12 protein-coding genes are annotated in these 14,312 nt (G+C 63.2%); 8 read left to right on the forward strand and 4 right to left on the reverse strand.

Translation table 11 applies throughout. The features are described from left to right. Positions 1-64 precede the first annotated feature (64 nt). Together ACWHXP_RS17570 and ACWHXP_RS17575 are read left to right on the forward strand one after the other, a co-directional pair. Positions 65-691, forward strand: coding sequence for a trimeric intracellular cation channel family protein (locus ACWHXP_RS17570; RefSeq protein ID WP_034331895.1), 627 nt, complete (start codon positions 65-67; stop codon positions 689-691). 122 nt (positions 692-813) lie between these two features. Then, positions 814-966 (forward strand): hypothetical protein, encoded by a 153-nt coding sequence (locus tag ACWHXP_RS17575; RefSeq protein WP_166675556.1) that lies wholly within the window; start codon positions 814-816, stop codon positions 964-966. A gap of 122 nt (positions 967-1,088) precedes the next feature. Here ACWHXP_RS17575 and ACWHXP_RS17580 read toward each other — a convergent pair whose 3' ends face one another. Both ACWHXP_RS17580 and ACWHXP_RS17585 read right to left on the reverse strand, forming a co-directional pair. Then, positions 1,089-2,126: a TRAP transporter substrate-binding protein gene (locus tag ACWHXP_RS17580; protein ID WP_489635430.1), complete on the reverse strand. Its 1,038-nt coding sequence runs from the start codon at positions 2,124-2,126 to the stop codon at positions 1,089-1,091. A gap of 79 nt (positions 2,127-2,205) precedes the next feature. Further along, on the reverse strand, positions 2,206-2,955 hold the full coding sequence (locus ACWHXP_RS17585; protein WP_489635429.1) for an SDR family NAD(P)-dependent oxidoreductase: 750 nt from the start codon (positions 2,953-2,955) through the stop codon (positions 2,206-2,208). A gap of 284 nt (positions 2,956-3,239) precedes the next feature. On the opposite strand from ACWHXP_RS17585, the gene ACWHXP_RS17590 reads away from it, so the two are divergent. Continuing rightward, the gene (locus tag ACWHXP_RS17590) at positions 3,240-4,127 is read left to right on the forward strand and encodes a LysR substrate-binding domain-containing protein (protein WP_121042822.1); all 888 of its coding nucleotides are present in this window, start codon (positions 3,240-3,242) and stop codon (positions 4,125-4,127) included. 130 nt (positions 4,128-4,257) lie between these two features. Then, positions 4,258-6,264: a transketolase gene (gene tkt, locus ACWHXP_RS17595; protein ID WP_489635428.1), complete on the forward strand. Its 2,007-nt coding sequence runs from the start codon at positions 4,258-4,260 to the stop codon at positions 6,262-6,264. Between the two features lie 530 nt (positions 6,265-6,794). On the opposite strand, the gene ACWHXP_RS17600 is transcribed toward tkt, so the two are convergent. Then, entirely contained in the window at positions 6,795-7,004 is a 210-nt protein-coding gene (locus tag ACWHXP_RS17600) for a cold-shock protein (protein ID WP_088756495.1), read from the reverse strand. Positions 7,005-7,461: 457 nt separating this feature from the next. Between ACWHXP_RS17600 and ACWHXP_RS17605 the strand changes: the two genes are divergently transcribed. Both ACWHXP_RS17605 and ACWHXP_RS17610 read left to right on the forward strand, forming a co-directional pair. After that, positions 7,462-10,383: an HD domain-containing phosphohydrolase gene (locus tag ACWHXP_RS17605; protein ID WP_489635427.1), complete on the forward strand. Its 2,922-nt coding sequence runs from the start codon at positions 7,462-7,464 to the stop codon at positions 10,381-10,383. 102 nt (positions 10,384-10,485) lie between these two features. Continuing rightward, positions 10,486-11,142, forward strand: coding sequence for an alanyl-tRNA editing protein (locus ACWHXP_RS17610; RefSeq protein ID WP_489635426.1), 657 nt, complete (start codon positions 10,486-10,488; stop codon positions 11,140-11,142). 50 nt (positions 11,143-11,192) lie between these two features. Here the strand turns inward: ACWHXP_RS17610 and ACWHXP_RS17615 are convergent, their stop codons facing one another. Further along, on the reverse strand, positions 11,193-12,296 hold the full coding sequence (locus ACWHXP_RS17615) for an SDR family oxidoreductase (protein WP_489635425.1): 1,104 nt from the start codon (positions 12,294-12,296) through the stop codon (positions 11,193-11,195). Between the two features lie 417 nt (positions 12,297-12,713). Between ACWHXP_RS17615 and ACWHXP_RS17620 the strand changes: the two genes are divergently transcribed. After that, positions 12,714-13,397, forward strand: a complete 684-nt coding sequence (locus ACWHXP_RS17620; RefSeq protein ID WP_489635424.1) for a hypothetical protein — start codon at positions 12,714-12,716, stop codon at positions 13,395-13,397. A 182-nt stretch (positions 13,398-13,579) separates the two neighbouring features. Next, a complete protein-coding gene (locus tag ACWHXP_RS17625; protein ID WP_489635423.1) occupies positions 13,580-14,302 on the forward strand; it encodes a response regulator in 723 nt (240 codons plus the stop codon). Positions 14,303-14,312 lie beyond the last annotated feature (10 nt).

Genomic DNA, 14,312 nt, shown 5'->3' on the forward strand with positions numbered 1-14,312 from the left:
TGGCGCCGGGACCGCGCCATGCAATAATTCGGGCTTCGCGACTACCGCCAGCCCGGACCCTGCCATGCTGCTGCATACCATCTACCTCATCGCCATCTGCGCCGAAGCCATCTCGGGCGCGCTCATGGGCATCCGCAAGGACATGGACATCTTCGGCATCTGCCTCATCGGCACGGTGGCGGCGCTGGGTGGCGGGACCGTGCGCGACATCCTGATCGGCCACTATCCGCTGGGCTGGGTGGCGCATCCCGAATATCTGGGCTTCACCATCTGCGCGGCGATCGTGGCAGCAGTCGCGGCGCGCGCCCTGCATCATTTCAAGTCCGCTTTCCTGGTGGTGGATGCACTGGGGCTGGTGGCTTTCACCATCATTGGCTGCGATATCGCGCGCAGCTTCGACAACTTCCACCCGGCCATCGTGGTGATGCTGGGCATGGTCACCGGTGTCTTCGGCGGCTTGCTGCGCGACGTGCTGTGCAACGAGATTCCGCTGGTCCTGCGACGCGAGATCTATGCCAGCGTGTCGCTGCTGACCGGCAGCCTGTATGTGCTGATCCTGCACTGGCAGATCGATGGCCGCATCGCCACCCTGAGCTCCCTGCTGCTGGGCTTTTCGGTGCGCCTGCTGGCGATCCGCTTTCACTGGGAATTGCCGCGCATGGACAAGGAGCGCGTGCGCGGCTTCGACTGAAGCGAACGCCCTCCCCGGCAAATGACATCCTTTGTTGCAATTGCCTGACTGCGCTTAGCAGACTGGCGTAGTTCAATGCTGCCTCACTGCATCTCTTTCCATTTCTTTGCATGAGGTTGACCATGAAACGATTGACGACGCTGCTGGCTGCAGCGCTGCTGCTGACCACGCTGGGGGGCTGCGTCTGCGCGCCCTGGTTCTGCGGACCCGGCCCGGGCGGCGGCGGACCACGTGGAGGCTGGGGCGATGGCGGACCAGGCGGTGGTCCACGCTGAGATTTTTCCCCGGTGACAGACACGGAAGGCCGGAGCAAACTGACTCCGGCCTTCTCTTTTCCGCATTCTATATTTTGTATTCTGAATTACGTATTCCCTCTGCGGAGTTCTGATGCAGCTCCTCAGCCCAGTGTGCCGACACTGGATTCCAGCAGCTTCCACGCCTCCTCGCCAAACCTGGCGCGCATGTCCTTGTAGAAATTGGCCTGTGCCAGCGCCTGCTTGAAGGAGTCCTTGTCCGCATCGACGATCTGCAAACCCTTGCCGGCCAGGTCATTGCGGGCCATGCCGGAGAAGCTGGCGATGTCGGCGCGCTCATCGGTGGCGGCCTGATCGAGTTCGCGGCGGACGATCTCCTGGATGTCCTTGGGCAGCTTGTCGAAGGCGCGGCGGTTGCCGAGAATCCAGTAGGCGTCCCAGACGTGATTGGAGAGCGTGCAGAACTTCTGCACTTCGTAAAGCCGTGCGGTGCTGATGATGGCCAGCGGATTTTCCTGCCCTTCCACCAGCTTGGTCTGCAGCGACGAATAGACCTCGTTGAAATTGATCGGCGTGGGACTCGCGCCCAGTGCCGAAAACAGCGAGGTCAGCATCGGCGCTGCCGGCACGCGCAGCTTCAGGCCCTTGACGTCGGCGGCACTCCTGATCGCCTTGGTCGAGGTGGTGATCTGGCGGAAGCCGTTGTCCCATGGCTTGGACATGGTCAGCAGTCCCACCTTCTCGATCTGCGCGCGCACGTGCGTGCCGAGCGGGCCGTCCATGGCCTTCCACACGGCCGCGTAATCCTGGAAGGCAAAACCGGTATTGACGATACCGGCGGCCGGCACCAGCGTGGAGAGCACGGTATTGGCCTGGTTGAAGAATTCCACACCGCCATTGCGGATCTGCGACATCAGGTCGGTATCGGAACCCAGCTGGTTGGCCGGAAACAGCTTGATCTCCATGCGCCCGTTGGTGGCGTTGCGGATGCGGTCGATGGCTTCCTGCGCGCGCTTGTTGACCGGGTGCGAAGGATCCTGGCCGGTGGCGAATTTATAAGTAAACTCGGCCGCATTGGCGGGCCGCGTGAGGATGGAAAACAGCGGCAGTGCAGCGCCGACAGCGCCTGCCTTCAGGATCTGGCGGCGGCTCATCTTCTTTGATGCGATCTCGTCTTTCATCTTTTGTCTCCTGGCATTTTTTATGGTGGGAATCGATGAAACCGCGCCGGGCCACACGACCGAGCGGCGCGTGAACAACTCAATGGATCAGCATGCCGCCGTTGACATCCAGCGTGATGCCGGTGCAGTACTGCGACAGGTCGCTGGCCAGGAACACGCAGACGCCGCCCACGTCATCCGGCCCGCCCAAGCGGCCCAAGGGAATGGTCTGGGCGATCTCGGCTTTCTTCTCGGCACTGAGGATGTCCTTGTTGATGTCGGTCGAGATGAGGCCGGGCGTGACGCAATTGACGCGGATGCCGTCCGGTCCGAACTCGCGCGCCATGGCCCGCGCCAGCCCCAGCACGCCGGCCTTGGCCGCCGAATAGTGCGGACCGCCCAGGATGCCGCCACCGCGCTGGGCCGAGACCGAGGAGATGCAGACGATGGAACCGCCCTGCTGCGCGCGCATGGCCGGCAGCACTGCCTGCGACATGTAGAGCGTGCCGCGCAGGCTGACATCGAGGATGCGGTCATAGTCCTTGCCGCTGATGTCGAGGAATTTGGCGGGCTGGGTAATGCCGGCATTGTTGACCAGGATGTCGATGCGGCCGAACTGCTGCAGGATCGCTTGCGCTGCGGCCTCGCAGGAGGCCTTGTCGGTGACGTCGGCCACCAGGCCGAGATGGCCCTCGCCCAGACGGGCCGCAGCGGTGGAAGGCTCGGCGCGTTCAAGGTCGAGGATGACGACGCGCGCGCCATGCGCAGCCATCAGGCGCGCGGTGGAAAATCCCAGGCCGTTGAGCCCGGCACCGCCGGTAACGACGGCAACTTTGTTCTTGAGCAGCATGGTGTGGTCTCCTGAAAGTGGCATGCGAATGAGCAACGGTGAAAACCTCCGCGCAGTCCTCCCGCGAGCGGATGCCGCGCCAGATAGCGCGCATGGACGGATGTCTCCCTGTTGTTCTGGCGGCGATCTTCGAACTTTCATCCGGCTGCGACAAGTGATGCTTTGTCATGAAAATGTGACGAAGCTTCATCTGCCGGATCGATGCGCTAAAATCGGCCGCGAGCCCGCGCCCGCGCATGCCGTGACGCAGCAGAAACGTTCACAAGACCAAAAACCGAGACACCATGATTCCTCCACTGACCTCTCTGATGGCCTTCGAAGCGATCGCACGCCGCAAGAGTTTCAATCTTGCGGCGGCTGAATTGCATCTCACGCCGTCGGCCATCAGCCACCAGGTGGCGCGTCTGGAAAAGCTGCTGGGGCTGCGCCTGTTCGAGCGTTCCACCAAGGGTGTGGAGCTCACGCCGGCAGGACAGAGCTATCTCAACCGCGTGGCCGGTGCGCTCGGGGCGATCAATTCGGCCACCGACGATTTGCGGCATGGCGTGGAAAATTCGCTGCAGATCCATTCCAGCCCCAGCTTCGCGAGCCTGTGGCTGATGCCGCGCATCGGACGCTTTACGCAGCGCTATCCGGAGATCGCCTTCGGCTTGTCGGCCTCGCCGGAAATTTCCGATTTCGAGATCGGGCAGGTGGATCTGGACATCCGCTGCGGCGTACCGCACTGGCCGGATCTGGAAATCGAACCGGTGTTGTCGGAGCAGGTGATCCCCATGGCCAGTCCCGATTTTCTCGCGCGCCATCGCATCGAGACCCCGGAAGACCTGGTGCTGGCCCCGCTGATCCAGTCGCGCGGCAGCCTGCTGCAATGGCCGGAATGGTTTGCCCGCTACGCGCCGGACCTGCGTCCGGAACGCATCGCCCTGCGCTTCGACCGCGCCATGATGAGCATCGAAGCAGCGGTACAGGGATTGGGCGTAGTCTTCGAGAGCGATGCCTTCGGTGCCGGGCATCTGGCCAGCGGACGGCTGCAGCCGGTGTTTGCGAATGGCATGGCGCTGGAGATCACGCAGCACTTTGCGGTTTGTCCGGCACGCAACAAGTCGCGGCCGGAGGTGGTGTTGTTCCTGCAGTGGTTGCGTGAAGAGAGCGGGAAACTTGCGTCTACTTGACGCCAATTCAGCCAAGCCTGAATTTTCATCGCTTGCCTGCACCCGTACCGACCGCCAAGAATAAGTCTCCACCATTACAACGGAGACTGACGCATCGCCCTGTTCTGCCGGGCAGATGCGTCTTGCTGTCATGACCCCACATCCCCTGCAGCCGCTGGCGCATGCCATCCGCTTTCTTTCCATCGACGCCATCGTGCGCGCCACTGAAGGCCATCAAGGCGTGCCGCTGGGCATGGCCGAGATCGCCACCGCACTCTACGCCCGCCACCTGCGCTTTCACGCTGCCGATCCGACCTGGCCGGACCGCGACCGCGTGGTGCTCTCCAACGGCCACGGCTCAATGCTGCTCTACAGCCTGCTCTACCTCACCGGCTATGAACACATCTCGCTGGAGCAGGTGCGCAACTTCCGTGAATTCGGTTCGCACTGTGCCGGCCATCCGGAATACGATCCGCAACTTGGTATCGAAGTGACCACCGGCCCGCTCGGCCAGGGCATCGCCAATGCCTTCGGCATGGCGGTGGCCGAGGCTTACCTGAATGCGCGCTTCGGCGATGGCATCGTCAATCACCGCACCTACGCCTTCGTCGGCGATGGCTGCCTGCAGGAAGGCATCGGACAGGAAATGATTTCCCTGGCCGGCCATCTGCGCCTCGCCAAACTGACCCTGCTGTGGGACGACAACCAGATCACCGATGACGGCGCCACCGAACTCTCCATCAGCGAGAACGTGCCCGAGCGTTTCCGCGTGGCCGGCTGGCACGTGGTGGAGGTGGACGGGCATGACATCGAGGCGGTCTCGCGCGCACTCGACGCTGCACGTGCCTCGGACCGTCCCTCGATGATCGCCTGCCGCACCATCATCGGCCGTGGCATCCCGCGTGTGCAGGGCCAGCGCGGCGGCCACAGCGCACGGCTCTACGCGGAGGATGCACAAGCCGCACGCGATCTGCTGCAATGGCCGCATGCCCCCTTCGAGATCCCGCAGGACATCCTCACGCCGTGGCGCAACTTCGGCCAACGCAATCGCGATGAACATGCCGCCTGGCATCAGCGCCTGCAGGCCCTGCCGCCCACGCAGCGCGCCGAATTCGAACGTGTCCTGCGGGGTGACTTGCCCGATGGGTGGCAGGAGGTGTTGCTGCAATTCAAGCGTAGCGCGCACGAGCCGGCGCAGGCGCAGGGCGGCATCCTGATCTCGGCCGCGCTCAATCAGCTGCTGGCCGAAGTGATCCCTGAACGCATGGTGGGCTGCGCCGATCTTGAAGCGCCCACGGCGCACAAGGGTTCGCTCAAGGCCTTCACCGCCAGCGACCGCAGCGGCGCCTACCTGCACTGCGGTGTACGCGAACACGTGATGGGCGCGATGGCCAATGGCATGGCCGCGCATGGCGGCGTGATTCCGCTGGCCGTGACCTATCTGGCTTTCTCGGATTACGAACGGCCGGCCATGCGCATGGCTGCGCTGATGGGCTTGCCGGTGAAATTCGTGTTCAGTCACGACTCCATCGGCATCGGCAAGAACGGGCCGACACACCAGCCGGTGGAAATCCTGGCCTCGCTGCGTGCCATGCCCAACATGCTGGTGATGCGGCCGGCCGATGCCAGCGAGGCGGTGGAATGCTGGGAAGTCGCCATGCAGCACCGCAGCGGACCGGTCAGCCTGGTCTTCGCACGACAGAGCCTGCCGCCAGTGCGCAAGCGTTACGAGGCCAGCAATCTCTGCGCGCGCGGAGGCTATGTGCTGGAAGAGGCGCAATGTGGCCCGCGCCAGGTCACCCTGCTGGCCACCGGTTCCGAGGTCGCCATCGCCTGTGCTGCGCGGGACGTGCTGGAATCACGCGGGATTGCCACGGCCGTGGTCTCGCTGCCGTGTTGGGAATTGTTCGACCAGCAGGACAACGACTATCGCACATCGGTCCTGGGCAAGGGAACGGTGCGCGTGGGGGTGGAAGCAGCGCTGCGCTTTGGCTGGGACCCATACCTGGGTACGCGCGGCGGCTTCGTCGGCATGGCTGGATTTGGCGCGCCGGGGCCGGCCGAGGTACTGTACCGGCATTTCCAGATCACTCCGGAAGCGGTAGTGGCGCAGGCGCTGCAGTTGCTCGGAGGAGGCGAACACGGTATTGCCGGCTGATTCGCAGAAATTATTTATATTGTTTCCAGAACGCAAAAAGCCCACCTGGAACCAGGTGGGCCGTTCATTGATTAACGCTGGATTACCCCATGACCCTGGCGATCTGCCAGGTGCTGCGGAGTTGTCCTGCCCGGCCTATATGGCCGGTGCGGTCGCAATCCAGGTGTTCGAGTTGTGGTCCGGGGGCCGCCGTTGGTGCGGTCCGGTGTCACGCTGCTACGAGCGATTAATTAACTATTTGCTCCACGGCGCTTGCCGTGATCGGCGCGCGCCACTGCCTTCGTAGTCCACCCGCCCGCGCTATCTGCACGGCCACAAGTGGTTCTCTGGCAGGGCTGCGCCCTGCGCACTCCCCTCCTGCGGAACCGGCCCTCCCCGGCTATCTGCCAGGTGAGAGTCTGCGAAAAAATCGCGCCGACAAGAAGAGACTGCGGGTCTGCCGGCCCGGCCCCTGGAGCGTATGGAATTCCGGGAGCGTTCAGGCGCGGTCAGCGAGGATGTTCGGGTTCGCTTGCGCGAAGATCGCGGTCTTAGATGACCTTGATGTTGGTGGCCTTTTCACCCTTGGGGCCGACACCGCGGTCGAAGGACACGCGCTGGTTTTCCGACAGGCTGCGGAAGCCGTTGGACTGGATGTCCTGGAAGTGCGCGAAGACGTCGGCACCGCCGGCATCAGGAGTGATGAAGCCGAAGCCCTTGGCATCGTTGAACCACTTGACTACGCCGGTTTGACTGCTCATGTTTGTTTCCTCTGGAAAGTTTGGACGAATGAAGGCACATGCCTCGAAGGCACTTGAAACCAAGAACTGAAACCGAAGGAAAGAAAACAGAACGACCGAGGAGGGAACGACAGTCAGGCGGAATTGGAACCAACAAGAATACAACTTGATGCAAGTACAAGTCGTATTGTACACCACAAGCAGCAACATGCTTGCATCTGTTGGCAAATGTGTGGTTTTTCCGTCGCCGACGCGTGAGCAACCGCCGCACAAGCCGTGCCTGTACTGCGCCACAGGCCCGCCTGCACAGCAGCAGTCAGCGGCATGAAACACCCCTTGACTGCTTTTTGCTGCGCCAACGTAATTCCGGTATATTGGCTCGAACAAAAAAAGGCCGTGTCCCGTTGTGCGCCGGTGGTGCGGCGGCGCCGATGGCATCGCGGGTTCCGTTGCATGTCACCCAGCCACTGTGTGCTCAATGCCCCCTCCCGAACGCCCTTTGTTTGCCCCCTCTGATGATGACGCCACCGTGCCGGGCCTGCCGGTGCGCTTCGGCATTTCCGGACTGGTGATGGCGGGCATGATCCTGCTGGCGGCGGTACTGGTGTCGGTGGGCTGGTGGGGCGCGCGCCAGGTGTTGCTGGACATGGCCGAACGCTCGGCCGAAGACGCCGGCCGCATCATGACCGAGCGCTCACGCCGCATCATCGATCCCGCCGTGGCCACGCTGCGCCAGCTGGCCTTCGATCCCATCACGCAAGCCAGCCGTCTCGATGACCGCCTCACGCGCATCGCCGCCTTCTCCATCGACCTGGTGGCCAATCCGCTGGTGTCGGCGGTCTACGTGGGCTACCCCAATGGCGATTTCCTGCTGGTGCGCTCGCTGCGTGGAGCCGAACAGCGCGCCTTCTTTTCAGCCCCGCCCGACGCAGCCTTCCTGGTGCAAAGCATCGTGCGCGATGCCGCCGGTGCACAGCACGGCCAATACCGCTTCTATGACGCCGAACTGAAACTGCTATCCCTGCGCGACGAACCGGCCTATCGCTTCGACCCGCGTACGCGGCCCTGGTACGCCGCCGCAGACCGCTCGCTGATACCGGCCATCTCGGCGCCGTACGTGTTCTTTACCACGCGCCAGATCGGCATCAGCCTCTCGCAGCGCGCCCGCTACAGCGATGCCGTGGTGGCCATCGACATGACCCTGGACGATCTGGCGACCAGCCTGGGCAACCTGCGCCTGACCCCGCATAGCGAACTGGCGCTGGTGGACGAGCACCAGAAGGTGATCGCTTACAGCGACATGGCGCGCGTGCTGGAACAGGAGGGCGAGAGTTTTCGTTTCCGGGGACTCGCGGAACTGGACGTGCCGAGCCTGACGCAGTTGTCCGAGCGCGCAAGGGCGGGCGAATCCAGCGCCCTCTACAGCGTGGAAGGCCGTGAATGGCTGGGCCTGTCGCTGCCTTTCAACGTGATCGACGGCCATGCCCTCAAGCTGCTCATCGCCGCGCCCGGCGACGAACTGCTGGGCCAGCTGGACCGCAACCGCAAGAACATGGTGCTGGTGGCCTTGCTGTTGGTACTGGCCTTCCTGCCGCTGGGCTGGTGGGCTGGACGCGCCATCGGCCGCAGCATGGAGCGGCTGGCGCAGCAGGCCGGACGCATGTCGCGCTTCGACTTCCGTACCCAGAACCGCGATCGCAGCACCTTGCGCGAAGTCAACATGCTCACCGACATGGTGGATCACGTCAGCCTGACGGTGGAGGCCTTCCTCGACATCAGCGCCATCCTCAGCACCGAGACCCACGTCGAGGAGATGCTGCAGCAGGTCCTGGAAAAATTCGTACAGGCCACGCGCTGCGATGGTGGCGCGGTCTACCTGTGGCAACGCGAGCAGCGGCAGATGCAGCGCGCGGCAGCCTACGGCCAGCAATGCGGCCTGGCCGAGAACATGGCCTATGACGAACAGGGTGCCGCCAGCGACCAGGCCCATGAGACCGGGGATGGGCGGCTGCGCGTGGAACTGGATCTGCGCGGCCGCAACGGCTCGCTGGAGGGGGTGCTGGTACTGATGCATGCGCATGACAGTGCACACGAAGATCCGCGCTTCCTGGCCTTCGCGCGGCGGCTCTCGGGGATGTTGGCCGTGGCCATCGAAACACGCCAGCTGATCGCCGCGCAGAAGGCACTGCTGGAATCCCTGATCCGCCTGATGGCCGACGCCATCGACGCCAAGAGTCCCTACACCGGCGGCCATTGCGAGCGCGTGCCGCACCTGGCCATCATGCTGGTGGAAAGCCTGGTGCAGGAGCGTGAAGGACCTTACGCGGACTTCACCCTGAACGAAGACCAGCGCTACGCATTCCAGCTGGCAGCGCTGCTGCATGACTGCGGCAAGGTCACCAGCCCCGAGCACATCGTCGACAAGGCCACCAAGCTGGAAGTGATCCACAACCGCATCCACGAAGTGCGCATGCGCTTTGAAGTGCTGTGGCGCGATGCCGAGCTGGAATTGCTGCGCGCACTGCCCGCCGCGCTGCCTGCGGATCAGGCCGAGGCCTTGCGCGCACGGCTGGAGGAACGGCGTCAGCGGCTGCGTGAAGACTTTGCCTTCGTCGCACAATGCAACGTCGGCGGCGAGACCATGTCCGACGAGGCCATCGTCCGCCTGCAGCAGATTGCCACGCAGACCTGGCAGCGCCATTTCGATGACACCCTGGGCCTGGCCGACGAAGAAAGCCGCCGCCTGCTGGCCACCCGCGCCGGCTTGCCTGAACAGACGTTGCCCTGCACCGAACAATTGCTGGCCGACCGGCCCGAGCACAAGGTGGCCTGGGAGGACGAGCACCGCCCTCCGGTCGAACGCGGCGACCCGCGCAACACCCTGGGCTTCGACATGACACTGCCGCAGTACCGGCAGAACATGGGCGAGCTGCACAACCTGACCGTGCGGCGCGGCACGCTGACCGAGGAAGACCGCTTCGCCATCAACAACCACATCGTGCAAACCCTGGTGATGTTGAAGCGCCTGCCCTGGCCGGACTTACTCAAGAGCGTGCCCGACACGGCCGCCAATCATCACGAGAAAATGGATGGCAGCGGCTACCCGCGTCGCCTGATCGCAAGCGAGTTGCCGCTGCAAGATAGGGTGATGGCCTTGGCTGACGTGTTCGAAGCGCTCACGGCGGCTGACCGTCCCTACAAGCCCGCCAAAACTTTGTCGGAGTCCCTGCGCATCATGGCCAGGATGTGCCGCGAGCAGCATCTGGATGCGCAGTTGTTCCGCTACTTCCTGCAGAGTGGGCTGTGGCGCAGCTATGCCGATGAATTGCTGCGGCCGGCGCAGCGCGATGAGGTCGATATTGCGGCCATCGAACGCCTGCTCGACACGGCCCCGGCGTGAAGCGGCGAAGCGTCGGACAAGTCCGCTTTCATCGTAGAATCTGCGCTCACCCCATATGGCGCATATCGAATTGCAGCGCCACTGATTCCGCCAGGCAATACCATGACGCAAAAAATTTTCTGGTCTGCCCCCTACCAGACCGAGCTTGACACCACCATCACCGCCGTCGAGGGCGATCAGGTGCAGGTGGCGCAGACCATCTTCTTTGCCTTCTCCGGTGGTCAGGAAAGCGACGCCGGCACGCTGGGCGGACACCCCGTGCTGCTGGCCGAGAAGCGCGAGCAGGCCATCCTCTATACGCTGCCACCCGGCCATGGCCTCAAGGCCGGCGATGCTGTCACGCTGCAGATCGACTGGGCGCGGCGCTACCGATTGATGCGCCTGCACTTCGCTGCCGAGATGGTCTTGCAGCTGGTCTATCAGATGTGCCCCGGCATCGAACGTATCGGCGCGCATATCGCGGTGGACAAGGCGCGCGTGGACTTCGCCAGCCAGATCAGCCTGGCCCCGCTGTTCCCGGCCATCGAGGCCGCCGCACAGCAACTGGTGGCGGCCGGGCTGCCCATCGTCACCGCCTTCAGCGATGAAGCGGCCGGACGCCGTTATTGGGAAGTGGAAGGATTTGCCCGCATGGCCTGCGGCGGTACTCATCCGCGCACCACCGCCGAAGTCGGAACGATCCGGCTCAAGCGCAAGAACACCGGGCGGGGCAAGGAGCGCATCGAGATCCTGCTCGATGCACCCGACGAGACCGCATGAGGCAATGGCCTGGGCGGATGGGTCGGGTCTCGGGTCGGGTCGGGTCTTGCTCAGGTCTTGTAGTCGTACTTCATCTGCTGGGCGATCAGAATATCCTTGCTGGTACGCTCGCACAGGGTCACGTAATGCGTCAGCGGCTGCGGCGGCCGCATGCCTTCTTCCATCAGGCGCGCATTGTCGAAGAGCACTTCCTCGGCTGCGAAATACCCATACGAACGAATCGCCTTGAGCACGATGCGCCGGTTGCAGGGACCGATCAGATCCTTGAAGCGGTCCTGCATCTGCAGGAAGCTTTCGTAATGGGTCTGGCGGTAGCGTGACATTTTCTTGCCGCCCGTTCCCAAACTGATGGCTTCGTCGATCTGGCCGAAGGTGCAGGCGTGCGTGGGTCCGGAAGAGATGTTGTAGGCCGAGTATTTGAGGGTGGCTTTTTCCAGCAGCAGGTGCAGGGCCTCGGCGCAATAGTCCACCGGGATCACGTCGATCTTCTGGTCCAGCTCACACGGGAAAGCCTGCAAGGCGCGCGCCAGCCGGAATACCCAGTAGATGCTGCCCGAGGCGGCACAACCCAGTTCGGTATGACCGACCACGATGGAGGGCCGCGCGATCACCAGCGGCAGGTCCGGCAATTCGTTGCGCAGGCGCTGTTCGGCCTGGTACTTGCTGGCGGTGTAGTCGAGGTAGTGCTCCACGTCGTCACCGGGTGCGTAATCTTCCGAGACCGGACGCGGCGCATTGCGTCCGCAGGACATCCCTGTGCCGATCTGTATGAAACGCCGCAGCTTGCGGCCGCGGCTGAGGCCATGAGCCATGCTGAGCACGCCATCGACATTGGTGGGGAAGATGGAACGATGGCTACCGAAGGAAGCCAGTGCCGCCGAGTTCACCACATCGGTAACCTGCAGCAGGCGTGGATCATCGATCCAGCGCTCCACACCGGTGAGGTCGCCGCAGATGATCTGCCCGGACGACAGGCGCAGCAGGGCTTGTTCGCTCACGCCATGCAGGCGCAGGTTGGCGGCAAGACGTGCGCATCCTTCTTCGCGGTTGGCCGATCGGACCAGCAACAGCGTGCGCTCCCAGCGAGGCGTCTTGATGAGACGAGCGGCCAGCGCTCCCCCGATGAATCCGGTACTTCCGGTAAGCAACAACATAGACGATGAGCGTTCCACAGGAGACGAAGCAAGGACCGGCATACCCCATGCCGGCCAGTGAAATGTGGGCGGAGCCCGGTGCGCCCACTCCTGAAAAAGGGGCAAAAAATTATAAGGGACGATCTGCAGAAATGAACCAGTCCAAATGGACTGGGTGCAGTGAGATGCTCAGGATGCGTGCAGGCAATGGATATCTTGGGATCGGCTTTCCAGTCCAAACGGACTGATTTCATTTGATGAAACGAGCATTAAAATTTGCTTAATGCTGCCTCTCACGATTGATCTCCCTGCACTCACTGCCACGACGTGGCCCCGAGGAGTGTCGCCATGCCGCTTGCCTCTTCGCTTGCTCCTCCTCTTGCGCGCGTCCTCTCGCGCACACGTGCAGCTTCCCCGGTCCGCGCCAGGGCAGCGACCGTGAACGATCACATCCACGTATTGCCATTGCATCGGCGCGTCCGATGGGCCATGGAGATCGGCATTGCCGTGGCCGGTATCACGCTGGTGGCGGCGGCGCTGCTGCATCGCGCGCTGCCATTGCCGGCCGTCATCACGAGCGTGCTCACTGGTCTGCTGTGCGGCGGCTGTTTCGCGCAACTGCTGTGGCGCAAGCAACGCGGCTTGTTCGCACCGGCTGGCACCTCGGCAACGCTGGCCGTCTTGCTCGTGTGCATCGTCCTGGCCGGCATGGCAGATGCGGGACTAGCCGCAGGACAGCGCGTAGCGCTGCTGCCGGCGCTGGTAAGCACGCTGCGTCACGTACTCTTGCCGCTGCTGGTGTTCATGTACTGGCTGCTGTTCTGCGGACCAGTGCTGTTGCGATGGCGGGCGATGTTGCCGTTCATGCCGATGATGGGATGGCTGGGATGGACCTTGTTCTGGTCAGCGCAGGCCGGACAGGTACGCTTGCCCTTGCGCACACCCGGCCTGCCGATGTGGGGCGAAGCCCTGGTGCAGACGGGATCGCTGATGGTGATGTTCGGGCTGGCGCTGGTGGTGTTGAAGCTGGTGAAGAAGTGCCTGATCGAAGCCGGCGTCAAGTCGCGGGCGTTTGGGGATTGGAATGCCTCTGCGGGGTTGCGGCCGGGCACACGCCTTTGACCTGAGACGGTGCCTCATGCACTGGAGCGCATAGGCCGCGGCGGCCTGTCTTGTGGCTCAAGCTATAATGATTCTCATTTTTGAACGAATCTTGTCTTGGGCAACACGCCGCCGCCATCAAGATCTTCTGCCTTTCCACCAAGCTGGAAAAACAGAACGACGGCCCGCAAGACCTCGCGCTCATGAGCAAACCAGATCACGTGCTGATCGTCGACGACGATCCGGAAATCCGCCAGCTGCTGGCCGACTACCTGCAATCGGCCGGCTACCGCCCCTACACCGCCACGGGCGGCGAGCAGATGTGGCACATCCTCGGCCAGGAACAGATCGACATCATCATCCTCGACCTCATGATGCCCGGCGAAGATGGACTGGAGCTGTGCCGCGAACTGCGCAAGAAACGCAACACGCCGCTGATCATGCTGACCGCCCGCGGCACGCTGATCGACCGTATCGTCGGACTGGAAATGGGCGCCGACGATTACCTGCCCAAACCCTTCGATCCGCGCGAGCTGCTCACGCGGATCAAGGTCATCCTGCGGCGCGCCCGCAGCTTCCCCGAGAAGCAGGAGGCCGACCGCATCGCCTATATCAGTTTCGCCGGCTGGAAACTGGATACGCAGGCACGCCAGGCCATCTCGCCACAGGGCGTGACCATTACGCTGGGCAGTACCGACTATCAGGTGTTGCGTACCCTGCTGGATCATCCCAAGCGCGCGCTCTCGCGCGACTATCTGCTCAACCTCGTCTACGGCAGGGAGGCCACGCCCTTCGACCGTACCATCGACGTCTGCATCAGCCGCTTGCGTCAGCAACTGGCGGACAATCCGCGTGCCCCTGCATTGATTCGCACCGTCCGCAATACCGGTTACATGCTGATGGCCGATGTCGTCTACGACGCATGAAGGCGCTGCC

It is taken from the genome of Herbaspirillum sp. Her2 (assembly GCF_057961375.1).